Source organism: Bradyrhizobium sp. WBOS07 (genome assembly GCF_024585165.1).
Classification (GTDB): domain Bacteria; phylum Pseudomonadota; class Alphaproteobacteria; order Rhizobiales; family Xanthobacteraceae; genus Bradyrhizobium; species Bradyrhizobium japonicum_B.
The window spans coordinates 4,316,930-4,341,147 of record NZ_CP029008.1 but is presented as its reverse complement, the minus strand read 5'-3'; the positions used below and the strand labels follow the sequence as shown (position 1 = coordinate 4,341,147).

Sequence of the window (24,218 nt, the reverse complement as noted above, 5' to 3'; positions counted from 1 at the left end):
TGAGATCAGATGAGCACCGAAGAACTTCCCCCGCGCGAATCCATGGAATTCGACGTCGTCATCGTCGGCGCCGGCCCCTCGGGCCTGGCGGCCGCGATCCGGTTGAAGCAGCTCAACGCCGACCTCAACGTCGTCGTGGTGGAGAAGGGCTCCGAGGTAGGCGCGCATATTCTCTCCGGTGCGGTGATCGATCCGGCCGGGCTCGACAAGCTGCTCCCGGACTGGCGCGAGGATTCCGACTGCCCGCTCAAGACTCAGGTGAAGGACGACCGCTTCTACTGGATGACGGGCGCCGGCGCGATCAAGCTGCCGAACTTCCTGATGCCGCCGCTGATGAACAACCATCACTGCTATATCGGCTCGCTCGGCAATGTCTGCCGCTGGCTGGCGCGCAAGGCCGAAGCGCTCGGCGTCGAGATCTATCCGGGCTTTGCCGCGGCCGAGGTGCTCTACGACGAGGCGGGCAACGTCAAGGGTATCGCCACCGGCGACATGGGCATCGGCCGCGACGGCAAGCCGAAGGACTCCTTCACCCGCGGCATGGAATTGCTCGGCAAGTACACGCTGTTCGCCGAAGGCGCCCGCGGCAGCCTGACCAAGCAGCTCATCAACAAGTTTGCGCTGGACGCCAACAGCGAGCCGCCGAAATTCGGCATCGGCCTCAAGGAAGTCTGGCAGATCGACCCCGCCAAGCATCAGAAGGGCCTGATCCAGCATTCCTTCGGCTGGCCGCTCGACATGAAGACCGGCGGCGGCTCGTTCCTCTATCATTACGACGACAATCTCGTCGCCGTCGGCTTCGTCGTCCACCTCAACTACGACGATCCCTATCTCTCGCCGTTCGACGAGTTTCAGCGCTTCAAGACCCATCCCTCGATCCGCGGCACTTTCGAAGGCGCCAAGCGGCTCGCTTACGGCGCGCGCGCCATCACCGAGGGCGGTTATCAGTCGGTGCCGAAGCTCAGCTTCCCAGGCGGCGCGCTGATCGGCTGCGCGGCCGGTTTCGTCAACGTGCCGCGCATCAAGGGCGTGCACAATGCCATGGGCACCGGCATGCTCGCGGCCGAGCATGCCGCAGCCGCGCTTGCCGCCGATCGCGCCAATGACGAGCTCGTCGAATACGAGAACGCCTGGCGGTCCTCCTCGGTCGGCAAGGACCTCTTCCTGGTCCGCAACGTCAAGCCGCTGTGGTCGAAGTTCGGCACGGTGATCGGCGTCGCGCTCGGCGGTTTCGACATGTGGTGCAACACGCTGTTCGGCGCTTCGCTGTTCGGCACCCAGTCACACGTCAAGCATGACCGCGCCACGCTCGATCCGGCCAAGCAGCACGCGCCCAGGAACTACCCGAAGCCGGACGGGAAGATCTCCTTCGACAAGCTGTCCTCGGTGTTCCTGTCCAACACCAACCATGAGGAGGACCAGCCGGTCCATCTCAAGGTGACCGACATGAACCTGCAGAAGACCTCCGAGCACGACGTCTTCGCCGGTCCCTCGAATCGCTATTGCCCCGCCGGCGTCTATGAGTGGATCGAGGAGGGATCGGGTCCGCGTTTCCAGATCAACGCCCAGAACTGCGTCCACTGCAAAACCTGCGACGTGAAGGATCCCAACGGCAACATCACCTGGGTTCCCCCGGAGGGCGGCGGCGGCCCGAATTACGAGGCGATGTAAAGTAGGTCACGCCCGGGATCTGCCGCACGTTCGCGTGAGGAGCAGGCTGCGGCCACCCGCCGCGGCCACGATAAGGCCATAGTGGCGGCGTCTTGGGGCGCTGTTGGCGGATTTACTTGCCGATTTGGCCCGCGTGGCGGGGATCGTCGGGTCCGAATCCTTGCGGCGAAGCGCCAAAAGCGGCATTGTCGGCCCAACAATTCCGGGCCCGGATGCCTCCGGCAGCGTCCGCATGCGATATGGCCATTGCTGCAAACCCAGGCACTACCAACTCAAGGCGAGCCCTGATGTTTTCAAATCGTTTCAACCGCTGGACTGTTGCCGCCATCGCCCTCGTGGGCACAGCGATCGCGGCCGTCCCCGGCAGGGTGCTGGCGCAGACGCCGGATCATCCCTCCGACACGGCGGCGCAGTTTCCGACCCGAAACGACCTGAAGTCGCTGACCGGTGCCGGCAGCTATCTTGCCGCCCGTCACGCCAGCGTCGAGCGCGACGCGGCTTCTGCCGCCGCATTCTACCGCTCGGCTCTGCGCACCGATCCCAAGAACAACGAGCTGCTCGACCGCGCCTTCATCTCGTCGGTCGCCGACGGTGACATCGACGAAGCGGTCAAGCTCGCCGAGCGCATCCTCACCATCGACAAGACCAACCGCGTCGCCCGTCTCGTCGTCGGCGTCCACGATCTCAAGGTGAAGAAGTACGCGGCCGCGCAGACCAACATCAGCCAGTCGATCCGCGGTCCGATCACCGACCTCGTCGCCACGCTGCTGTCGGGGTGGGCCGCCTATGGGGCCGGCGATGCCAAGGGCGGCGTCGCCACCATCGACAAGCTGGCAGGTCCCGAATGGTATCCGCTGTTCAAGGACCTTCACGCCGGCATGATCCTCGAACTCTCCGGCAAGGAGAAGGACGCCGGCACCCGCTTCGAGCGCGCCTACAAGCTCGACGATTCCATGCTACGCGTGACCGAGGCCTATGCGCGCTGGCTGTCGCGCAACAACAAGGACTCGGCTGCCGCGACCAATGTCTATCAGGCCTTCGACAAGAAGCTCGCGCGCCATCCGCTGATCCAGGAAGGCCTGCGCGAGACCAGGGCCGGCAAGAAGATGCCGCCGCTGGTCGATTCCGCGCAGGCCGGCGCCGCCGAAGCCCTCTACGGCATCGGCGCCACGCTGACCCGCCGCGGCGGCGAGGATCTGGCGCTGGTCTATCTCCAGCTTTCGCTCTACCTGCAGCCGACGCACCCGCTGGCGCTGCTCTCGCTCGCCGATCTCTATGAATCGGTGAAGCGGCCGAAGATGGCGATCAAGGTCTATGAGCGCGTGCCCGCGACCTCGCCGCTCAAGCGCAATGCGCAGATCCAGCTCGCCATCGATCTGGATTCCGCCGACCGCACCGAGGAGGCGATCAAGATCCTCAAGGGCGTCACCGCGGAGGATCCCAAGGATCTCGAAGCCATCATGGCGCTCGGCAACATCGAGCGCGGCCGCAAGCGGTTCAGCGACTGCGGCGCGACCTATTCGCGAGGCATCGACGCCCTGACGCCCGGCAACGACAAGGCCAACAGCGTCTGGTACTATTATCGCGGCATCTGCGAGGAGCGCTCCAAGCAGTGGGCCAAGGCCGAAGCCGACATGAAGAAGGCGCTCGAGCTGCAGCCCGACCAGCCGCACGTCCTCAACTATCTCGGCTATTCCTGGATCGACCAGGGCATCAACCTCGACGAAGGCATGAAGATGATCAAGCGCGCCGTCGAGCAGCGCCCCGACGACGGCTATATCGTCGATTCCCTCGGCTGGGCCTATTACCGCATCGGCAATTACGAGGAGGCGGTGAAGAACCTCGAGCGCGCGATCGACCTCAAGCCCGAGGATCCCACCATCAACGATCACCTTGGCGATGCCTATTGGCGGGTCGGGCGCACGCTCGAAGCCAAATTCCAGTGGTCGCACGCCCGCGACCTCAAGCCCGAGCCGGAAGAGCTTCCGAAGATCGAGGCCAAGATCGCCAATGGTCTCGCCGACGACAATTCGAACTCTTCGGCCGCGCAGGCGGACAAGAAGAAGGACGACGGCAGGGGCGGCTGAGGTTTTGTTGGGGGCGTGTCGCCGATGCCGGCGTTGATCGAACAAGGACGGGCGAAGGTCAACTTGAGCCTTCGCGTGGTGGGCCGTCGTGCCGATGGCTATCATGATCTCGAAAGCGTGGTCGCGTTCGCCGACTGCGCCGACCGGCTCACGCTGGAGCCGGGAGGCGAGCTGAAGCTCACCGCCACCGGGCCGCTGGCCGCGGCCTGCGGCGATACCGCCGACAATCTCGTGCTCAAGGCCGCCAGGCTGCTCGCCGAAGCGGTGCCGGGCCTGAAGCTCGGCGCGTTCGCGCTCGACAAGGTGCTGCCGGTGGCCGCCGGCATCGGCGGCGGCTCGGCCGACGCCGCGGCCGCGCTACGGCTGCTCGCGCGTCTCAACGATCTCTCGCTCGACGATCCCAGGCTGCAGAAGGTCGCGCTCGCGACCGGCGCCGACGTGCCGGTGTGCCTCGTCTCGCGCGCCTGCGACATGACCGGCGTCGGCGAGCAGCTGCTGCCGCTGAGCCTGCCGAGCATGCCCTGCGTCATGGTCAATCCGCGCGTGCCCGTCGCCACCAAGGACGTGTTTCAGGAGCTCGGCCTGCGCAACGGTGAGTTGCTGGTCGGCGTCACCGACGTCATCCGCGCTCCGGCCTGGCCGGACGAGGGCGGATCGACTGCCGATTGGGTCGCAGTGCTCGAACGCGTTCCCAACGATCTCGAAGCGCCTGCGCTGCGCATCCAGCCGGTGATCGGCGAGGTGCTGGAGGCCTTGCGCGGCACCGCCGGCGTCCAGCTCGCCCGCATGTCCGGCTCGGGCGCGACGTGCTTTGCGATCTATGGCGCGGCAAACGAAGCGCATGCCGCCGCCGAAAGGATTCGTCGCGATCACCCCGGCTGGTGGGTGCATGCGGGGACGTTGAGCTAGCCGTTGTCCTCAGCCAATCCCAGAAACCGCCTGATCTCGCCCAGCACCTCCTGCGGCTTGTCGTGCTGCAGCCAATGGCCCGCGCCGGCGATGGTCTCGACACGCGCCTCCCGGAAATAGCGCTCCAGGCCCGCGGCCCTGGCGCCGGCGAGAAAGCTTTCGCTGGCGTTGAGCAGCAAGGTCGGGCAGGCGATGCGCGACCACAGCGCGAGATGATCGTCCGGCCAGAGCCGGTGCGGCGCCGATACGCGCTGATACGGATCGAACTTCCAGCTGTAGCTGCCGTCCTCATTCTGCCGCGCGCCGTGGGTGGCGAGATGCAGCGCGAGGTCGCGGGCGAGCCGCTTGTTGTGGAGCATCATCTGCGCCGCTGCGTCTTCGAGCGTCGCGTAGCGGCGCGGCGTGCGGTCGTGCAGCCTGTCGAGCTGGCCGACCCATTTGCCGATGCGCTCATGCGCCGGCGGCTTCGGCGCGTCCGGCAGCATGGTCACGCCGTCGAGCACGACCAGCTTTGCGACCTGTTCAGGGAACGATCCTGAAAAGATCAGGCTCACCATGCCGCCCATCGAATGGCCGATCAGGGTGATCCGAGGCGCAGCGATGACACGGACGAGCTGGGTGAGATCGTAGACGTATTCGGTCAGGGCGTAGCTGCCGCCTCGGGTCCAGTCGGAATCGCCGTGGCCGCGCAGGTCCGGTGCGATCACGTGGAAATGGCGTTGCAACGACCGGGCGATGACGTCCCAGCTCCGGCAATGATCGCGGCCGCCATGGACCAGGATGAGGGGCGGCGCGCTCTCGTTGCCCCAATCGGCGTAATGCAGCCGCAGACCGTGCGATTCATAGAAGCGGCTCTGCGGGATGCTAACCATTTGCCGGCCGCCGCGCCAATGCAAGCGACAGGCCGAGACCCGCGATGAAGACGCCGGAGCCCTGGGTGAGACGCCGCATCAGATGCGGCCGTCCGATCAGCTGCGTCCGGGTCGCGGAGGCCATCAGCACCACGACGACATCGGCGAGCGTGTTCAACGCCACCGAGATCGCACCTAGCATGATGAATTGCAGCGTGGGGCTCGATCCCGCGGGATCGAGGAATTGCGGAATGAAGGCGAGGAAGAACGCGGCGGTCTTCGGGTTCAGCGCCTCGACCAGCACGCCGTCGCGGAACGCGTGATCGTCGCCGGCAGCTTCACTCTCGCGCGACAATACGTAGCTGGCGCCCCGAAACGTCTTGATGCCAAGCCAGACCAGATAGAGCGCGCCGACGAATTTGACGGCGGCGAACAACTCGGCGCTGGCGAGGATGATTGCGGAGATGCCGAGGCTGCCCGCCACCACATGAACCAGCCCGCCCAGCGCGGTGCCCGCGGTCGATGCAAAGCCGCTGGCGCGCCCATCGGACAAGGTCCGTGCCGCAACGTAGAAGATGCCGGGACCGGGCACGGCGGCGATGAGACAGGCTGCGGCCAGGAACAGCCAGAACTTGGTTTCAACCATCCTGTTTTCGTAGCGCAGCGCACCGCGATTGCAAGTCTTCAGGTTCGAAGAGCCCTCGTTTAATCCATGCGGCGGAAGATCACGCTGGCATTCACCCCGCCGAAGCCAAAGCCGTTGGAGATGGCATGCTGCATCGGCATCGGCCGCGCGGTGCCGGCGACGATGTCGATGCCATCGCCGCCTGCATCGGGGTCTTCGAGATTGAGCGTCGGCGGCGCGATCTGGTCGCGCAAGGCGAGCACGGTGAAGATCGCCTCCAGGCCGCCGGCGGCGCCGAGCAGATGGCCGGTGGCCGATTTGGTCGCGCTGACGGCAATGCCGCGGTTGCGGCCGAACAGCGCGGCGATCGCGCCGAGCTCGCTCTCGTCGCCGGCGGGCGTCGAGGTCGCGTGCGCATTCAGGTGCTGCAGATCCGTGGGTGCAAGCCTTGCCTGACGCAGCGCGATCTCCATGGCGCGGCGGGCACCCTCACCATCGGGCGGACCCGATGTCATGTGGTAGGCGTCCGCCGTCGTGCCGTAGCCGACGATCTCCGCGATCGGCCTCGCGCCGCGCGCAAGCGCATGCTCGAGCGCCTCGATCACCAGGATGCCGGCGCCTTCGCCCATCACGAAACCGTCGCGCTTGCGGTCGAACGGGCGCGAGGCGCGTGCGGGCTCCTCGTTGAAGCCGCTCGACAGCGCGCGGGCCGCTGCAAAGCCGCCGAGGCTGACGATGTCGATGCAGGCCTCCGCGCCGCCGCAGATCGCGACATCGGCCTCGCCTGCGCGGATCATGCGCGCGGCATCGCCGATCGCCTGCACGCCGGCGGCGCAGGCGGTGACCGGTGTGCCCAGCGGGCCCTTATAGCCGTATCTGATCGAGACGTGGCCGGCGGCGAGGTTGGCCAGGAACGAGGGGATCGTGAACAGCGACAGCCGGCGTACGCCGCGCTGCTCGGTGATGCGCACCGCCTCCGCCATCGCCGGGAAGCCGCCGACGCCGGAGCCGATGATCGTCGCAGTCCGCTCGAGCGCGCCTGCGTCCTGCGGCGTCCATCTCGCCTGCGCCACTGCTTCTGCCGTGGCGAGCAGCGCGAACAGGATGAAGCGGTCCATCTTGCGCTGGTCTTTTGGCGCGGCAGCTTGCGCGGGATCGAAGCCGCCGTCTGCATCGTCGGCCTTGTCAGGCACGAGCCCGGCAATGCGTGCCGGCAGCACCTGCGCCCATTCGGGCAGCGGGCGCAACCCGCTTTGGCCGGCGAGCAGCCGGCGCCAGGACAGCTCGACACTGCAAGCCAGCGGCGACACCGCGCCCATTCCCGTGACGACGATACGGCGCATGTCAGTCTCCAGCCGGCGCGACGGCCGGGTTCATGGCCTTGAGCGAAGCGAGCCGTGTGCGCATCCCGCGGCTGGCGCGGGGACCTGCGATCACGACCGCATTGGCGAGCGTGATCGGCTGCATGTCGGCGGCGTCGACCACGACCGGATCAAGCGGGCGGCGGTCGTTGCGGTTCGCCAGCACGATGGATTCGCCTTTGGGCGCGAGGTGGCTGTTGCCCCAGGCCAGCAGCGCCACGATCACGGGAAAGAAGTCCCGCGCCTTGTCCGTCAGCACATATTCGTAACGCGGCGGCCGTTCATGATAGCGGCGGCGGACGAACATGCCCGATGCGGTGAGATGGGCGAGGCGACGCGACAGGATGTTCGGCGCGATGCCGAGGCTCTGCGCGAATTCGTCGAATTTCGTCACGCCCTGAAACGCATCGCGCAGGATCAGGATGCTCCACCACTCGCCGACCGTCTCGACGGCACGGCCGACCGGGCATTCCTGGATGGAGGGGGATTTGGGCTGCATGGGCGGAAGTTAGGCAAGTGGCTTGCAAAATGCAAGTGACTAGGCAGGCGGGGCCGAGGCTGCGCCGCTCTCGCGTCCCGGACGGAGCGCAGCGCTTCCCCGGCGATGCGAAGCATCGTCCGGTGCAGCGCTGCGCTGCAGAGCCGGGGCCCATGTTGCTGATCTCTGGGTGTCGCATGGTCCCGGCTCTGCACAACAGCGTTTCACGCTGCTGCGCGTCCGGGACATGAGAGGGAGTGGTGCTGCTGCATCTTGCTCCGTCATTGCGAGCGTAGCGATCCAGGCTGTTTCCGCGGAGGGATTCTGGATTGCTTCGCTTCGCTCGCAATGACGATGTTGATGCAGCGCGCTGCAGTCCATCACCGTCACCTGAGGCGGCCGCTTCTTCGGCGGCCCTCGAAGGGCGAAGGCCCAGCTGCAGCTTGGCCGTGCATCCTTCGAGGCTCGCGGCGCGATGCAATGCATCGCGTCACTCGCGCCTCAGGATGACGGGTCAACGATTGTGCCGCGATGATAGGAGCTCTAGCCGCCTAGTGCGACCGCGCCAGGCAGAACGCCACCACCTGCTCCAGCGCGCTCTTCATCGGCGAGGACGGGAACAGCGCCAGCGCGTCGACGGCCATGGCGCCGTAGTGCTGGGCGCGGCTCAGCGTGTCCTCCAGCGCGCGGTGCTTGTTCATGAGGCCGATGGCGTGATCGAGATCGGAATCGCCGATCTCGCCGCGCTCCAGCGCCCGGATCCAGAAGGCGCGCTCGGTGTCGTTGCCGCGGCGGAAGGCGAGCACGACGGGCAGGGTGATCTTGCCCTCGCGGAAATCGTCGCCGGTGTTTTTGCCGAGCTTGGCGCTCTTGCCGCCATAGTCGAGCACGTCGTCGACGAGCTGGAAGGCGATGCCGAGATTCATGCCGACCGAGCGGCAGGCGGTCTGCTCCGCCTTCGGGCGGTTGGCGATGACGGGGCCGACCTCGCAGGCGGCGGCGAATAGCTCAGCGGTCTTGCCGCGGATCACGGCGAGATATTCGTCCTCGGTGGTCGCGGTGTTCTTGGCGGCGGCGAGCTGCATCACCTCGCCCTCGGCGATGGTGGCGGCCGCCGCGGAGAGGATGTCGAGCGCGCGGAGCGAGCCGACCTCGACCATCATGCGAAAGGCCTGGCCGAGCAGGAAGTCGCCGACCAGGACGCTGGCCTCATTGCCCCAGAGCATGCGCGCCGACAGTTTGCCGCGGCGCATCTCGCTCTCGTCCACGACGTCGTCGTGCAGCAGCGTGGCGGTATGCATGAACTCGACGGAGGCAGCGAGCTTGATGTGGCCGTCGCCGGTGTAGCCGGCGAGGTTGGCCATGGCGAGCGTCAGCATCGGCCGCAGCCGCTTGCCCCCGGAGGAGATCAGATGGTTGGCGACCTCCGGGATCATGGTCACGTCGGAGCCGGTCCGCGACAGGATCGTGGCGTTGACGCGCTCCATGTCAGGGGCGACAAGGGCAACGAGCTGTTCGATCGACGCGCCGGGAGTTTCGAAAGGTACGATGACGGCCACGCCGGTCTCCAATATTTGCCCCGGAAGGGCTATTCTGACGGAAAGACAATAGAAACTGGCGGCGGGTGCGGCAAGTGCTGCGGAACCATTGACATTTGCCGCTGCCCCGTTTTCAGGCAGGAGACCTGGGATTTGCGTGAACTGGTTCGGACCAACGACATGGTGCTGGTGTCGGCGATCGGCGCGCTGCTCGATGGCGCCAATATCCATCATCTGGTGCTCGACCAGAACATGAGCATCATCGAGGGCTCGCTCGGAATCTTGCCACGGCGCATCCTCGTCCATGAGGACGATGTCCAGGAGGCGAGGGAACTCCTCACCCAAGCCGGCCTCAGCCACGAACTGCGCGGCGATGAGTGAGGCTGCAGATATTACCGAGGACGCCTTTCTCGGCGGCCGGTTACGCCTGAGGCAGAAGCGGTCCGGCCATCGCGCCGGGCATGACGCCATCCTGCTCGCGGCGGCGACCGAGGCCCGCAGCGGAGACCGCGTGATCGATTTCGGAGCCGGCGTCGGGACGGCCGGGCTGGCGCTCGCCAGCCGCGTCCCCGGGGTCGCCCTCAGCCTGGTCGAGATCGATCCGGAGCTGGCCGGGCTCGCGCGCAGCAACGCGGCGGCGAATGCGATCGCCGCCGAGACGATCGTGCTCGACGTCACTTCCGGCGCCGAGGCCTTTGCCGCGAATGGGCTGCCGCCCGACAGCGTCGACGTGGTGCTGATGAATCCGCCGTTCAACGATCCGGCCCGGCATCGCGGCTCGCCGGATCAGGCGCGTCACATCGCGCATGTGGCGACGGAGGAGACTCTGCATGCGTGGGTGCATGCAGCGCGGCGCATCCTCCGATCGAACGGTGTGCTGACGTTGATCTGGCGTGCGGACGGCATCGCCGACGTCCTGGCGGCATTGTCGCGCGGCTTTGGCAGCCTCGCGATCCTGCCGGTTCACGGCGAAGCGGGGCGGCCTGCGATCCGCGTGCTGGTGCGCGCGGTCAAAGGCGGCCGGGCCCCGACGCGATTGCTGCCGGGCCTCATGCTCAACGACGAGACGCGCGTATCAAGCAGCGAGATGACGGAGATTTTGGAGGGGAGAGCGGCCTTGCCGCTGGTGGAACCTTGACGGCTTACCGGGGAAGCGATTCCGATCGCTGCTCGTGCGGCGAGGTCAGGCGGATCGCCATGAACAGCGCGCCGATCAGCAGCATCAGAAGATAGATTTTCATGGTGTTCTCCGCCGCCTCATTGCAGCCTCCCAAGGGAAAATCTGCAAAACACGTTCCAGGCACTTCCAATGACAGTCGCGTGATAAAAAATGGTTAATCAGAGGTAACGGCATGGCCGAACAATTGAACGATCGTGAGAGTTCCGGCCTGGCCGACAAGCTCATGCAATATCTGCCGGCGCGCTTCCGCCCCGGCACCGCGGTGGTGCCGGTGGTGCGGCTATCGGGCGTGATCGGCGCGGTGACGCCGCTGCGACCCGGTCTGACGCTTGCGGGAGTCGCGAGAGTGCTGGAGCGCGCGTTCTCGTATCGTCACGCCAAGGCGGTGGCGCTGGTGATCAATTCGCCCGGCGGCTCGCCGGTGCAGTCGCGCCAGATCTATCTGCGCATCAAGCAGCTCGCGGCGGAGAAGAAGCTGCCGGTGCTGGTGTTCGTCGAGGACGTTGCGGCCTCCGGCGGCTACATGATCGCCTGCGCCGGCGACGAGATCATCTGCGATCCCTCATCGATCCTCGGCTCGATCGGCGTGGTCGGCGGCAGCTTCGGCTTCCAGGAGGCGATCAAGCGACTCGGAATCGAGCGGCGGCTCTACACGTCGGGCGAGCACAAGGCGATGCTCGACCCGTTCCTGCCCGAAAATCCTGAAGACGTCGCCAAGCTGAAGGCGATCCAGCGCGAGATCCACCAGATCTTCATCTCGCTGGTGAAGGAGAGCCGCGGTGCGCGCCTCAAGGGCTCGGACGATACGCTGTTCACGGGCGAATACTGGGCCGGCGACAGTTCGGTCGCGCTGGGGCTTGCCGACAGCATCGGCGATCTGCGCTCAACTCTTCGTGCCCGCTATGGCGAGAAGGTTCTCACCCCCGTGATCGCGCAGCCGACCGGGCTGCTGTCCGGCCTTTTGGGACGGAAATCGCCCGGCGCAGGGCAGCTTTCGGCGCTGGAATCGATCGCCCGGTTGCCGGACGATCTGATCTCGGCGGTCGAGACGCGGGCGATCTGGGCGAAATTCGGGTTCTAGCCGGCGCCGTCCCGCGCCATTTCGCCCCTCGCCATGCCAATTGCGGCGCGGCCCGGACTGCGCGACAATGCGCGTGGGGGCTGAGCACTAGACAAGGATCGACCGATGCCGCCGTTCGTCGCTTTTGCGGGCGTGCTGGGTGGGCTTGCCGTGGTCCGCTGGGCCTACAAGACCGCCGTCAAGATCAACCAGGAGCTGGAGGAGATGCGCCTGTCGCGCGTCGCCGAGACCGCCCGCATGGGGGATATCCAGAAGCTGAAGCGTGACCCCGTCACCGGGGCGTACAGGCCGGGTTAGCCCCCATACTCGGTGCGCTCCCTCTCCCGCTTGCGGGGGAGGGCTGGGGAGGGGGTTCTCTCCACAAGCGAGAACCCCCAAGAGGAGAAAGCCCTCACCCGGCGCTCCGCGCCGACCTCTCCCGCAAGCGGGAGAGGTAAGAAGGCCCCTTTGCCTTGATTCCCACCCCCGCCGTCGATACGGTCCCGCGCGATTCAAAACCCCCGCGAGAGCCCGATCTGACGATGGACGCCTCCTTGCCCGCCCATATGCGCCCGGAACGCTCGTTCCAGGGCTTCATCCTCGCGCTCCAGCGGTTCTGGGCCGAGCAGGGCTGCGTGATCCTGCAGCCCTACGACATGGAGATGGGCGCGGGCACCTTCCATCCGGCGACCACGCTACGCGCGCTCGGGCCGAAGCCCTGGAACGCGGCCTATGTGCAGCCCTCGCGCCGGCCCAAGGACGGCCGCTACGGCGAGAATCCGAACCGGATGCAGCATTACTACCAGTTCCAGGTGATCATGAAGCCGTCGCCGCCGAACCTTCAGGAGCTGTACCTGAAGTCGCTGGCCGCGATCGGCATCGATTCCGCCGTGCACGATATCCGCTTCGTCGAGGACGATTGGGAGAGCCCGACGCTGGGCGCCTGGGGCCTCGGTTGGGAGTGCTGGTGCGACGGTATGGAGGTGAGCCAGTTCACCTACTTCCAGCAGGTCGCCGGTTTCGAATGCGCGCCGGTCGCGGGCGAGCTCACCTACGGGCTCGAGCGTCTTGCGATGTATGTGCAGGGCGTCGACCGCGTCTACGACCTCAACTTCAATGGCCGCGACGGCGACCAGAAGGTCACTTATGGCGACGTCTTCCTGCAGGCGGAGCAGGAATATTCGCGCCATAATTTTGAACATGCCGACACCGCGATGCTGTTCGAGCAGTTCAAGATGGCGGAAGCGGCCTGCAGGAAATATCTCGACGCCGGCTGGCGCGACGGCGGCAACAAGAAGCAGCATCTGATGGCGCTGCCGGCCTACGACCAGTGCATCAAGGCCAGCCACGTCTTCAACCTGCTAGACGCGCGCGGCGTGATCTCGGTGACCGAGCGGCAGAGCTACATTCTTCGGGTGCGCGAGCTGGCAAAGGCCTGCGGCGAGGCCTGGATCCATACTGAAGCGGGCGGAGCGGCCTGATGCCCGATCTTTTGCTTGAACTGTTCTCCGAAGAGATTCCCGCGCGCATGCAAGCCAAGGCGGCGGACGATCTGCGCCGCATGGTCACCGACAAGCTCGTCGCCGAAGGCCTGGTCTACGAGGGCGCCAAGGCGTTCGCGACGCCGCGCCGCCTCGCGCTCACCGTGCACGGCATCCCGGCGCGCCAGCCCGACCTGAAGACCGAGCGCCGCGGCCCGAAAGTCGGTGCGCCCGATGCGGCCGTGCAGGGCTTCCTGAAAGCGACGGGATTGAAGTCGCTGGACGAAGCAAAAATCCAGCGCGATCCCAAGGGCGGCTTCTACATCGGCTTGATCGAGAAGCCCGGCCGCGACGCGATCGACGTGCTCGCCGAAATCCTGCCCGTCATCATCCGCACCTTCCCCTGGCCGAAATCGATGCGCTGGGGCGCGCGCTCGGGCAAGCCAGGTTCGCTGAACTGGGTGCGGCCGCTGCACGCGATCACCGCGACCTTCGGGCTCGAGACCGAAGAGCCCGATGTCGTGAAGTTCGAGGTGGACGGCATCGCGAGCGGCCAGACCACGTACGGCCACCGTTTCCTCGCGCCGGCGCCGATTCAGGTGCGCCGCTTCGAGGATTACGAAGCAAAGCTGCTGGATGCCAAGGTCGTGCTCGACTCCGAGCGCCGCAAGGACGCGATCCTCACCGACGCCAAGCAGCTCGCGTTTGCGCAGGGCTTCGAGCTGGTCGAGGACCAGAACCTGCTCGATGAGGTCGCAGGTCTCGTTGAATGGCCGGTGGTGCTGATGGGCTCGTTCGAGCCGGAATTCCTGGCGACGCCGGCCGAAGTGATCCGCGCCACCATCCGCAACAACCAGAAGTGCTTCGTGGTGCGCGACCCCAAGACGGGCAAGCTCGCCAACAAGTTCATCCTGGTCGCCAACATCGAGGCCACCGACGGCGGCAAGACCATCATTGCCGGCAACGAGCGCGTGATCCGCGCGCGGCTGTCGGATGCGAAGTTCTTCTACGAGACGGATCTGAAGACGAAGCTCGAAGAGCGGCTGCCGAAGTTCGAGCAGATCGTGTTCCACGAGAAGCTCGGAACGCAGGCTGCACGCATCAAGCGCATCGAGCGCCTCGCCGGCGAGATCGCGCCGCTGGTCGGCGCCGATGTCGCCAAGACCGCGCGGGCCGCGCATCTGGCGAAGACCGATTTGCTGACCGAGGTCGTCGGCGAATTCCCGGAGGTGCAGGGCCTGATGGGCAAGTACTACGCGCTGGCCCAGGGCGAGGATGCCTCCATCGCCGCCGCCTGCGAGGAGCACTACAAGCCGCAAGGCCCTGCCGATCGCGTGCCGACCGATCCGGTCAGCATCGCGGTGGCGCTCGCCGACAAGCTCGATACGCTCGTCGGCTTCTGGGCCATCGACGAGAAGCCGACAGGCAGCAAGGACCCGTATGCGCTACGCCGCGCGGCGCTGGGCGTGATCAGGCTGATCGCCGAGAACGCGTTGCGTCTCTCGCTCATGAAGGTGGCGGCGTCCGCGCTCGCTGGCTTGTCGGCGCAGCCGGCCGATACCTCCAAGCTCCCGATCGACCTCCTCGCCTTCTTCGCCGATCGCCTCAAGGTCCAGCTCCGCGAGCAGGGCGCGCGGCACGATCTCGTCGATGCCGTGTTCGCGCTCGGCGGCCAAGACGACCTGCTGATGATCGTCCGCCGGGTCGAGGCGCTCGGAAAATTCCTCGACACTGACGACGGCAAGAACCTGCTCGCCGGCACCAAGCGCGCCAGCAACATCCTGTCGATCGAGGAAAAGAAGGACAAGCGCAGCTTCGACGGCACGCCCGACGCCGCGCTCTACAGCCTCGCCGAGGAGAAGGCGCTGGCGAAGGCGATCGACGAGGTGAAGGCGGAAGCCGGCGCCGCGGTCGCCAAGGAGAATTTTGCCGCCGCGATGAGCGCGATGGCGAAGCTGCGTCCGCCGGTCGATGCGTTCTTCGACAAGGTTCGCGTCAATGACGACGATGCCAAGGTGCGCGAGAACCGGCTGAAGCTCCTGAACGAGATCCGCAGCGCCACGCGCGCGGTGGCGGATTTCTCCAAGATCCAGGATTGAGCTACGGTAGTGCGGCCTCGTGCCCCGGACGCAGCGCAGCTCGCCGCGTCTTCGCGGCGTGATGCGCTGCAGAGCCGGGGCCCAGGAAGGCCGCGTGCTCGCAGCGTCTTGGGTCCCGGCTCTGCGTCGCAATGCTGCGCATTGCGCCTTGTCCGGGACACAGGCTCAAACACGAAGCGTAAAAAGGTGCCCCGCCCGGCGGGGGGAAAACCGGGCGGGGCCTGATGTCCGATTCAACTGCTCGCGCCAGCCTGATGTGACGCGCCGGACATCTAGTCGGTCTCACTTGGTCCGTCTCAGTCCAGCACCTCGACGATGCGGCGCGAGCGCGGTTCGACCAGCACGGTCTCGCCGTTCACGACGGTGTAGCGATAGGTGGTGGCGCCGAAACGTTGCGGCACGTCGTAATAGGTGACGCCCGCCTCGGGTAAGGTGGTGCCGACCACGACGCGATCGGGGATGCTGAAGGCCGGCACGCGCTGTTCGACGACGTAGTCGCGGAAAGCCGGCCGATGCTCGACGGCGATGGTTGGGCCGCTGTCGACCACGGCGGGCGCGCGTCCGACGGTGACACTGGTTTGCGCCTGCGCCGCCAGAGGCGAGCCGATCGCGGCCGCGAGCGCTGCAAGACCAAGAATCCTGTTCCGCATGGACAACTCCTTCGACGTGATGGTTCGGACGCGCAACAGGCGCGACCGGTTGCCAATGCATGCGTGTCGGCAATGTTCCGGGAAAAGCCCTGCCGTATCAGCGGCAATTTCAGGCAGTTTTCGTGGGCGGCGGAACCTGCCTCGCCCGTTGCGCGTCTCTACTCGCGGAACCGGGAGGGCTATGATCCGCCCGCGATTCGCCCCCTCCACAGAAAGATAGTTCATGCACATCACCGTCGCCCACATTTCGCCGATCCTGTCGCTGATTGCGGGTGTGCTCATCCTGATCATGCCGCGGCTGCTGAACCTGATCGTCGCGATCTTCCTCATCGTGAACGGCGCGATCGGGCTCGGGCTCCTGAAGTGGCTCCGCTTCTAGGCGTTCACTTTTCGGAACTGTTCGACTTGCGCGGGCCCGCCCAAAGTGGTGTAAGGCCCGCGATTTCCCATTCCTCTCGCAGGTTGTGTGCAAGCTATGGCCAAAGCCGCCTCGAAGCCTAAAAAAATGCCAGCGAAATCAAAGTCCTCGGCCGCCGCCAAGGCCGCGCCGCCAGCCCGCAAGGCGCTGGCCAAGAGCGCGCCGAAGCCGGTCGCCAAAGCCGTTGCCAAGACCGCTGCAAAGCCGGCGGCCAAGGCCGTGACCAAGGCGGCTCTGCCGAAGGTTGCTGCCAAGCCCGCAGCGAAGAAGGCTGCGCCGGCGAAGGCGGCCCCAAGCGGGATCAAGGCCGGCAAATGGGTTTACACATTCGGTGACGGCAAGGCCGAAGGCCGGACGGAGATGCGTGACCTGCTTGGCGGCAAGGGCGCCAACCTCGCCGAGATGGCCAATCTCGGCCTGCCGGTGCCTCCCGGCTTCACCATCCCGACCTCGGTCTGCACCTACTTCTACGCGCACGGCAAAACCTATCCGAAGGAGCTGCAGGTGCAGGTCGAGAAGGCGCTCGACCATGTCGGCAAGCTGACCGGCAAGGTGTTCGGCGACACCAAGAACCCGCTGCTCGTCTCGGTGCGCTCCGGTGCGCGCGCCTCGATGCCGGGCATGATGGACACCGTGCTCAACCTCGGCCTCAACGACCAGACCGTGGAAGCGCTGGCCGAATTGTCGGGGGACCGCCGCTTCGCCTACGACAGCTATCGTCGCTTCATCACCATGTACTCGGACGTGGTGCTCGGCTTCGAGCATCATCACTTCGAGGAGATCCTCGACACCTTCAAGGACAGCCAGGGCTACACGCTCGACACCGATCTGTCCGCCGACGACTGGGTCGAGCTGGTCGGCAAGTACAAGGACGCGGTCGCGCGCGAGACCGGCAAGGACTTCCCGCAGGATCCGCACGACCAGCTCTGGGGCGCGATCGGCGCGGTGTTCTCATCCTGGATGAACGCGCGCGCGGTGACCTATCGCAAGCTGCACGACATTCCGGAGTCCTGGGGCACCGCGGTCAACGTGCAGGCCATGGTGTTCGGCAACATGGGCGAGACCTCGGCCACCGGCGTTGCCTTCACCCGCAATCCCTCGACCGGCGAGAGCAAGCTCTACGGCGAGTTCCTGATCAACGCGCAAGGCGAGGACGTGGTGGCCGGCATCCGCACGCCGCAGGACATCACCGAGGAAGCGCGCAAGGAATCGGGCTCCGACAAGGCGTCGATGGAATCGGCGATGCCGGAGGCCTTCAAGGAGCTGACGCGGATCTACACGCTGCTCGAGAAGCACTACCGCGACATGCAGGACATGGAATTCACGGTCGAGCAGGGCAAGCTGTGGATGCTGCAGACCCGCGGCGGCAAGCGCACCGCCAAGGCCGCGCTGCGCATCGCGGTCGAGCTCGCCAACGAAGGCCTGATCTCGAAGAAGGAAGCGGTGACGCGGATCGATCCGGCTTCGCTCGATCAGCTCTTGCATCCGACCATCGATCCCCACGCCAAGCGCGACGTGATCGCGACCGGCCTGCCGGCTTCGCCGGGAGCAGCCTCCGGCGAGATCGTGTTCTCCTCGGATGAAGCGGCCAAGCTTCAGGCCGACGGGCGCAAGGTGATCCTGGTCCGCATCGAGACCAGCCCGGAAGACATTCACGGCATGCACGCCGCCGAAGGCATCCTGACCACGCGCGGCGGCATGACCTCGCACGCGGCGGTCGTCGCCCGCGGCATGGGCAAGCCCTGCGTCTCCGGCTGCGGCACCATCCGCGTCGATTACGGCCGCGGCACCATGAGCATCGGCTCGCGCACCTTCAAGACCGGCGACGTCATCACCATCGACGGCTCGCTCGGCCAGGTGCTCGCCGGCCGCATGCCGATGATCGAGCCGGAGCTGTCCGGCGAGTTCGGCACGCTGATGAACTGGGCCGACCAGGTCCGCAAGATCGGCGTCCGCGTCAACGGCGACACGCCGGACGACGCCCGCACCGCGATCAAGTTCGGCGCCGAAGGCATCGGCCTCTGCCGCACCGAGCACATGTTCTTCGAGGAGACCCGCATCCGCACGGTGCGCGAGATGATCCTCTCCGAGGACGAGCAGTCCCGCCGCGCCGCGCTCGCCAAGCTGCTGCCGATGCAGCGCGCCGACTTCGTCGAGCTGTTCGAGATCATGAAGGGCCTGCCCGTCACGATCCGGCTTCTGGATCCTCCCCTCCATGAATTCCTGCCGCACACCCACGCCGAGGTCGAGGAAGTGGCGCGTGCCATGAACACCGATCCGCGGCGCCTCGCCGACCGCGCGCGCGAGCTGTCGGAGTTCAATCCGATGCTCGGCTTCCGCGGCTGCCGCATCGCGATCGCCTATCCTGAGATCGCCGAGATGCAGGCGCGTGCGATCTTCGAGGCGGCGGTCGAGGCCGAGAAGCGCACCGGCAAGGCCGTCGGTCTCGAGGTGATGGTGCCGCTGATCGCGACCAAGGCGGAGCTCGATCTCGTCAAGGCGCGGATCGATGCCACCGCGCAGGCGGTGATGCGCGAGACCAACACCAAGCTGGCCTATCAGGTCGGCACCATGATCGAGCTGCCGCGCGCCTGTCTGCTCGCGGGCGAGATCGCGCAGTCGGCCGAGTTCTTCTCGTTCGGCACCAACGACCTCACGCAGACCACCTACGGCATCAGCCGCGACGATGCCGCGAGCTTCCTCGGGACCTACGTGTCCAAAGGCATCCTCGCGGTCGATCCCTTCATCGCGCTCGACCAGGAAGGCGTCGGCGAGCTGGTCAAGATCGGCGTCGCGCGCGGCCGCAAGACGCGGGCGAAGCTCAAGGTCGGCATCTGCGGCGAGCACGGCGGCGATCCGGCCTCGGTTGCCTTCTGCCACCATATCGGCCTCGACTACGTCTCCTGCTCGCCCTACCGCGTGCCGATCGCGCGCCTTGCCGCCGCACAAGCCGCGCTCGGCAAGGAGATCGCAAGCCAGGCGTAGGCAGGGCTCACAGGCGTAAGCAGAATTAAAATGCTGGAATGCAGAGAGGCGGGGGCAACCCCGCCTCTCTCATTATGCACGACGATCTCTCTCCACGTCATTGCGAGGAGCTCGCGACAAAATTGCGTAGCAATTTTGCGCTGATGCGACGAAGCAATCCAGAATCCCTCCGCGGAATGATTCTGGATTGCTTCGCTGCGCTCGCAATGACGCAGATCGTTGAACGCGCTCCCCACACACGCGCTGTCATCGCCCGGCTTGACCGGGCGATCCAGTACGCCGCGACGTTCGTGGTTGATCCAAGAAGCTGCGGCGTACTGGATGCCCCGATCAAGTCGGGGCATGACATTCGTGTATGTCGCGATACCTCCTGCAACACCGGGAACTATCCTGCGCCCCGTATTGCTACGCGCCGTCAAGAGTTCCTTCACCATTCGCGTTGACCTCTTGTTTACCGCTTGGCGTGACGACGCGTTTACCAACGCGCAGCATCGCTCCGTGAAAACACCTGTGTTCGCTTGAGTGTGCCGAACGCGCAACGCCGATTAACGCCCCGGCAACCTAAATTGGATACTTACGATAAAGATCGAATTGCACGGATGTACTGCGGTTCGGTTTGTCTGGCGTAAGCGTAGCGTGAGCGTGTTGATGTCAGTGTTGCGTAACCATCCGAAGGGCGCGCGGTTCGCGTCCTTCGGCATCGGTCTCTGCATCTTCGCATTGATGCCGAGAGAGACCGGCTATCAGGACATTGCCTCCTTGCTGGCGCGCCAACCCGGCGTCGCCGAGCGTTGGCAGAAGCAGGTGTTCTCCGCGGCGTCCTCGATCCAGCTCGCGACCTACAGCTTTTCCCGCCCCATCGGCACCTCGGTTCCGCAGAGCGCGATGGTGCGCCTCGCGAGCCTCGATGGCCGCGACGTCACCGGTGCGATCCGCCGCAATCCGGCGCTGCAGACCGTGCCGCGCTATCAGGCATCCGACTTTCCCAAGGTCGATCGCTCCATGAAGGGTGATCGCCTCGCAATTGTTACACCGGGCCAGGCTCCAGAGACGGCTGCGCCCGCTGCGGCACCGGCGCAGGAAGATCCCGCGACCTCGAACAGCTCGGTGTTCGGTGCCAAGACCGCCGCCCTACCACTGCCGATGTCGCCGGAATCCGCGGCCGCGCTCGACCCCGAGCTCCAGGAAGCGCTGCGCGCGCCGCCGCTGCCGCAATACACCAACGCGCCGCAGGCCAGTGACGCCGCGCGTGCGCTCGCGACCGCGCCGCTCGAGGCGCTTAAGCGGACCACCGCGCCGACGACGCCGGTGCGTGATCCCTTCAGCGTCAAGACCTCCAGCCTGTTCTTCGGCAGCTCCTCGCTCGGCGGCAATCTGGAGAGCATCGAGAGCTGGCAGCCCGGCGCCGAGCCGCTGATCGTGATGCCCGATCCCGACATGAAGGCGACGGCCTCGCTGACGCCGCCGACGGTGGAGATCGCCAAGGACATCGAGAGCGGCGAGAGCGTTGCGCCGAAGGGCGAGGTCAATGCCGACAACCAGCGCACGAGGTCGCCGGCGGAACGGCTCGCGCTCGACGACAAGTCGCGCGCCAAGTCCGAAAAGTGCCTCGCCGAAGCGGTCTATTTCGAAGCCCGCGGCGAGGCCGTCCGCGGCCAGATGGCCGTCGCGCAGGTCGTGATGAACCGCGTGTTCTCCGGCAAATATCCCGACACCGTGTGCGGCGCGGTCTATCAGAACAAGCATCGTCATCTCGCCTGCCAATTCACCTTCGCCTGCGACAACAATACCGACGTGATCCGCGAGCCCGAGATGTGGGAGCGCGCCAAGAAGATCGCCAAGGCCATGCTCGACGGCCAGATCTGGCTGCCCGAGGTCGGCAAGTCCACGCACTATCATGCCTATTGGGTGCGTCCGTCCTGGGTCGCCGAGATGAAGAAGATGTACAAGACCGGCGTGCACACCTTCTACCGCCCTCGCGCCTGGGGCGATGGCAGCGAAGAGCCGAGCTGGGGCACGCCGGCCCAGACCGCCGCACTCTCCGCCGAGCTCGCCCAGGAAGCCAAGAGCTCCGCCGAGATGGGTACGAGCGAGCGGAGGTAGAAAGTCGTCATGCCCGGGGCTTGTCCCGGGCATCCACGTTCTCCGTGCCGTGGGGCAAGACAGGGATGGTCGGGACAAGCCCGGCCATGACGGAAAGACCGCCTCACATCTCAATATCCAGCGCGCAGTCGAAATTCGGCGCGGAATGCGTCAGCGCGCCGGCCGAGGCGTAATCGACGCCGGTGGCGGCAATGGCGGCGATCGACTCGCGCGTGACCCCGCCGGACGCCTCGAGCTCGAGGCGGCCCTCGTTGAGCCTGACGGCCTCCCGCAGCGTCGCAAGATCCATGTTGTCGAGCAGCACGGCGTCGGCCAGCCCGCTGTCGAGCACCTCGCGCAATTGCGACAACGTATCGACCTCGATCTCGATCTTGACGAGATGGCCGGCATGGGCGCGGGCGCGCTCCAGCACCGGACGGATGCCGCCGGCGACCGCGATGTGGTTGTCCTTGATCAGGATCGCATCGTCGAGACCGAAGCGGTGGTTGAAGCCGCCGCCGCAGCGCACCGCGTATTTCTCCAGCGCCCTCAGCCCCGGCGTGGTCTTGCGCGTGCAGCAGATGCGCATCTTCGTGCCTTCGGTGCGCGCGACATAATCCGCCGTCAATGTCGCAACGCCCGACAGGCGGCCGACGAAGTTCAGCGCGGTTCGCTCCGCGGTGAGGATGGCGCGCGCGGGGCCCGAGATCGTCAGCACCTGCTGTCCGCGGGCGACGCGAGCGGCGTCGCGGACATGGGCGCGCACATCGATGTCGGCCGAGAGCTTTTGCAGCGTCGCCAGCGCAAGCGGCAGGCCGGCGATCACGCCGGACTGGCGCGCGACCAGGACTGCCTGCGCCTTGGTCGCTTCCGGGATCGTCGCAAGCGAGGTGATGTCGCCGGCGCGGCCGAGGTCCTCGTCGAGCGCGCGCTGAACGGCCGCGTCGATTGCGAGCGGCGAGAGGAAGGCATCGGGATAGAGCAGTGAGGTCGGGGTCATCGGGGCTTCCTTCAGGCAGTCAGGGGTTGGGCGCTGCGCGATACTGGCCGCTCGTTCAGGCTCTCGGCGGCCTCGCGCATCGCGGCGAGGGTGGTCATCGTTCGCTGCGCCAGCGCGGGCACCTCCGTCGGGTGGTCGATGCGGAAATGCGCCCCGCGGCTTTCGCGCCGGCTCCACGCCGAGGCGGCGGCAAGCAGGGCTGCGGTGGCCATGTTGCGCAGCGTGGTGCTCGTCGCCTCGCGTTCGAGCGCGGCGAAGTGGTGCACGGCTTCCACCAGGCCGCCATCGTCGCGGATCACACCGACGCAGGAGCTCATCGTCGCCCGCAACCGCCGCACGGCAGCAGCATCCGGCGCGCCGCCGCGCGGTGTCACCAATGCCTCGGGAAGGCGGGCAGGGGAGGGAAGAATACGGCCGGCGATGTCGTCGGCGATGCGCGCGGCATAGACCACCGCCTCCAGCAGCGAATTCGAGGCCAGCCGGTTGGCGCCGTGCGCGCCGGTCGACGACACCTCGCCGCCGGCCCAGAGCCCCTCGATCGAGCTGCGGCCGCGGCCGTCCACCGCGATGCCGCCCATATGGTAGTGCGCGGCGGGCGCGACCGGGATGGCCTGCCTCGCCGGATCGATGCCGGCGGCGATGCAGCTCGCATGCACGGTCGGGAATCTGTCGGCGAAGCGCGCGCCGAGCGCCGCCCGTGCGTCGAGGAAGGCGCCGCGCCCGGCCGCGATCTCGGCGAACACGCCGCGGGCCACGATGTCGCGTGGCGCGAGCTCGGCGAGCGGATGGCGCGCCGCCATGAAGCGCTCGCCGTTGCCGTTGATCAGCGTCGCGCCTTCGCCGCGCAGGGCTTCGGTGGCGAGCGGTGCCGGATCGCCTCCGGTCATGATGGCGGTCGGGTGGAACTGAACGAATTCGGGGTCGGCGATCGCGGCGCCGGCGCGGGCCGCGATGGCAAGGCCCGAGCCGTTGGCTTCAAACGGATTGGTGGTGACGGCATAGAGGTGTCCGATCCCGCCGGTGGCAAGCACCACCGCACGCGCGGCGAGCAGGAGCGGCCGTGCCGCGGGATTGCCGGCTTCGCGCAACTGAAGCCCGGAGACGACGCCATCTTCGGTCAAGAGGGCTTCGGCGACGAGGCTTTCGATCACGCGGATCGACCGCGTCCGGCGCACCGCATCGCTCAAGGCCGCGATGATCGCGGCGCCCGCCCCGTCGCCGCGCACATGCACGATGCGCCGGGCCGAGTGCGCAGCTTCCCGCCCGACCGCAAGCTTTCCTTCGAGATCGCGATCGAACGGCACGCCATAGGCGAGCAGGTCGTGGATGCGCGGCGCCGCCTCGCGTGCGATCCCGAGTGCGACCGCCTCGTCGACGAGGCCGCCACCGACCGCGATCGTGTCGGCAGCATGCGCCTCCGGCGTGTCGCCCTCGGCCACCGCGGCGGCGATGCCGCCCTGCGCCCATGCGGATGATGCGCCCTGTCCGAGCGGTGCCGCCGAGATCAGCGTCACCGGACGCGGCGCGAGCTTGAGCGCGCAGAACAGTCCGGCAAGACCGCCGCCCACGATGACGATGTCGTCGGTGCGGATGAGGTCGTGGATGTTGTTGGTCATTGTTCTCTCCGTTCACTCCGCCGTCGTCCCTGCGAACGCAGGGACCCATAACCCCAGGGAGGAGTCGTGACGCGAGCTCGTCACTCCGAGTCGTCGCCAAACATCTGCCTGTGGTCGCGACGAGCGC

At 66.6% G+C, this 24,218-nt stretch carries 20 protein-coding genes; 12 read left to right on the top strand and 8 right to left on the bottom strand.

Going from position 1 to position 24,218, the window contains the following annotated elements; all coding sequences use genetic code 11:
* Nucleotides 1–9 precede the first annotated feature (9 nt).
* The 3 genes from DCM79_RS20740 to DCM79_RS20730 all read left to right on the top strand — a co-directional run bounded on the left by DCM79_RS20740 (nucleotide 10) and on the right by DCM79_RS20730 (nucleotide 4,667).
* Complete coding sequence (locus tag DCM79_RS20740; protein WP_257176107.1) at nucleotides 10–1,671, top strand: electron transfer flavoprotein-ubiquinone oxidoreductase; 1,662 nt, start codon at nucleotides 10–12, stop codon at nucleotides 1,669–1,671.
* Between the two features lie 287 nt (nucleotides 1,672–1,958).
* On the top strand, nucleotides 1,959–3,758 hold the full coding sequence (locus DCM79_RS20735) for a tetratricopeptide repeat protein (protein WP_257176106.1): 1,800 nt from the start codon (nucleotides 1,959–1,961) through the stop codon (nucleotides 3,756–3,758).
* 24 nt (nucleotides 3,759–3,782) lie between these two features.
* Nucleotides 3,783–4,667, top strand: coding sequence for a 4-(cytidine 5'-diphospho)-2-C-methyl-D-erythritol kinase (locus DCM79_RS20730; protein WP_257176105.1), 885 nt, complete (start codon nucleotides 3,783–3,785; stop codon nucleotides 4,665–4,667).
* Here the strand turns inward: DCM79_RS20730 and DCM79_RS20725 are convergent.
* The 5 genes from DCM79_RS20725 to DCM79_RS20705 all read right to left on the bottom strand — a co-directional run bounded on the left by DCM79_RS20725 (nucleotide 4,664) and on the right by DCM79_RS20705 (nucleotide 9,541).
* Nucleotides 4,664–5,539, bottom strand: a complete 876-nt coding sequence (locus DCM79_RS20725; RefSeq protein WP_257176104.1) for an alpha/beta fold hydrolase — start codon at nucleotides 5,537–5,539, stop codon at nucleotides 4,664–4,666. The genes DCM79_RS20730 and DCM79_RS20725 overlap by 4 nt on opposite strands.
* Nucleotides 5,532–6,164 carry a LysE family translocator gene (locus DCM79_RS20720; protein ID WP_257176103.1) on the bottom strand — a complete coding sequence of 211 codons (633 nt, stop codon included), beginning with the start codon at nucleotides 6,162–6,164 and terminating at the stop codon, nucleotides 5,532–5,534. The genes DCM79_RS20725 and DCM79_RS20720 overlap by 8 nt, the downstream gene beginning before the upstream one ends.
* 59 nt (nucleotides 6,165–6,223) lie before the next feature.
* The gene (fabF, locus tag DCM79_RS20715) at nucleotides 6,224–7,486 is read right to left on the bottom strand and encodes a beta-ketoacyl-ACP synthase II (protein WP_257176102.1); all 1,263 of its coding nucleotides are present in this window, start codon (nucleotides 7,484–7,486) and stop codon (nucleotides 6,224–6,226) included.
* Between the two features lies 1 nt (nucleotide 7,487).
* Nucleotides 7,488–8,003 (bottom strand): helix-turn-helix domain-containing protein, encoded by a 516-nt coding sequence (locus DCM79_RS20710; RefSeq protein WP_257176101.1) that lies wholly within the window; start codon nucleotides 8,001–8,003, stop codon nucleotides 7,488–7,490.
* 530 nt (nucleotides 8,004–8,533) lie between these two features.
* Nucleotides 8,534–9,541, bottom strand: a complete 1,008-nt coding sequence (locus DCM79_RS20705; protein WP_028134903.1) for a polyprenyl synthetase family protein — start codon at nucleotides 9,539–9,541, stop codon at nucleotides 8,534–8,536.
* 132 nt (nucleotides 9,542–9,673) lie between these two features.
* On the opposite strand from DCM79_RS20705, the gene DCM79_RS20700 reads away from it, so the two are divergent.
* The 6 genes from DCM79_RS20700 (at nucleotide 9,674) to glyS (ending at nucleotide 15,340) form a co-directional block, all read left to right on the top strand.
* Nucleotides 9,674–9,901 (top strand): DUF2007 domain-containing protein, encoded by a 228-nt coding sequence (locus DCM79_RS20700; RefSeq protein ID WP_028134904.1) that lies wholly within the window; start codon nucleotides 9,674–9,676, stop codon nucleotides 9,899–9,901.
* Nucleotides 9,894–10,658 (top strand): tRNA1(Val) (adenine(37)-N6)-methyltransferase, encoded by a 765-nt coding sequence (locus DCM79_RS20695; protein WP_257176100.1) that lies wholly within the window; start codon nucleotides 9,894–9,896, stop codon nucleotides 10,656–10,658. The genes DCM79_RS20700 and DCM79_RS20695 overlap by 8 nt, the downstream gene beginning before the upstream one ends.
* 214 nt (nucleotides 10,659–10,872) lie before the next feature.
* Nucleotides 10,873–11,781, top strand: coding sequence for a S49 family peptidase (locus DCM79_RS20690; RefSeq protein ID WP_257176099.1), 909 nt, complete (start codon nucleotides 10,873–10,875; stop codon nucleotides 11,779–11,781).
* Between the two features lie 105 nt (nucleotides 11,782–11,886).
* The gene (locus DCM79_RS20685; protein ID WP_028134907.1) at nucleotides 11,887–12,078 is read left to right on the top strand and encodes a hypothetical protein; all 192 of its coding nucleotides are present in this window, start codon (nucleotides 11,887–11,889) and stop codon (nucleotides 12,076–12,078) included.
* 224 nt (nucleotides 12,079–12,302) lie between these two features.
* Nucleotides 12,303–13,241: a glycine--tRNA ligase subunit alpha gene (locus DCM79_RS20680; protein ID WP_257176098.1), complete on the top strand. Its 939-nt coding sequence runs from the start codon at nucleotides 12,303–12,305 to the stop codon at nucleotides 13,239–13,241.
* Entirely contained in the window at nucleotides 13,241–15,340 is a 2,100-nt protein-coding gene (gene glyS, locus DCM79_RS20675; RefSeq protein ID WP_257176097.1) for a glycine--tRNA ligase subunit beta, read from the top strand. The genes DCM79_RS20680 and glyS overlap by 1 nt, the downstream gene beginning before the upstream one ends.
* Before the next feature lie 296 nt (nucleotides 15,341–15,636).
* On the opposite strand, the gene DCM79_RS20670 is transcribed toward glyS, so the two are convergent.
* Complete coding sequence (locus DCM79_RS20670; RefSeq protein WP_257176096.1) at nucleotides 15,637–15,990, bottom strand: DUF1236 domain-containing protein; 354 nt, start codon at nucleotides 15,988–15,990, stop codon at nucleotides 15,637–15,639.
* 223 nt (nucleotides 15,991–16,213) lie between these two features.
* Here DCM79_RS20670 and DCM79_RS20665 point away from each other — a divergent pair, with 223 nt between their 5' ends.
* The 3 genes from DCM79_RS20665 (at nucleotide 16,214) to DCM79_RS20655 (ending at nucleotide 21,496) form a co-directional block, all read left to right on the top strand.
* On the top strand, nucleotides 16,214–16,369 hold the full coding sequence (locus DCM79_RS20665) for a DUF3096 domain-containing protein (protein WP_008562090.1): 156 nt from the start codon (nucleotides 16,214–16,216) through the stop codon (nucleotides 16,367–16,369).
* A gap of 96 nt (nucleotides 16,370–16,465) precedes the next feature.
* Complete coding sequence (gene ppdK, locus DCM79_RS20660) at nucleotides 16,466–19,393, top strand: pyruvate, phosphate dikinase (RefSeq protein ID WP_257176094.1); 2,928 nt, start codon at nucleotides 16,466–16,468, stop codon at nucleotides 19,391–19,393.
* Nucleotides 19,394–20,041: 648 nt separating this feature from the next.
* A complete protein-coding gene (locus DCM79_RS20655; RefSeq protein ID WP_257176093.1) occupies nucleotides 20,042–21,496 on the top strand; it encodes a cell wall hydrolase in 1,455 nt (484 codons plus the stop codon).
* Nucleotides 21,497–21,599: 103 nt separating this feature from the next.
* Here the strand turns inward: DCM79_RS20655 and nadC are convergent, their stop codons facing one another.
* Together nadC and DCM79_RS20645 are read right to left on the bottom strand one after the other, a co-directional pair.
* On the bottom strand, nucleotides 21,600–22,475 hold the full coding sequence (nadC, locus tag DCM79_RS20650) for a carboxylating nicotinate-nucleotide diphosphorylase (RefSeq protein WP_257176092.1): 876 nt from the start codon (nucleotides 22,473–22,475) through the stop codon (nucleotides 21,600–21,602).
* An 11-nt stretch (nucleotides 22,476–22,486) separates the two neighbouring features.
* The gene (locus DCM79_RS20645) at nucleotides 22,487–24,091 is read right to left on the bottom strand and encodes an L-aspartate oxidase (protein WP_257176091.1); all 1,605 of its coding nucleotides are present in this window, start codon (nucleotides 24,089–24,091) and stop codon (nucleotides 22,487–22,489) included.
* Nucleotides 24,092–24,218: the final 127 nt, after the last annotated feature.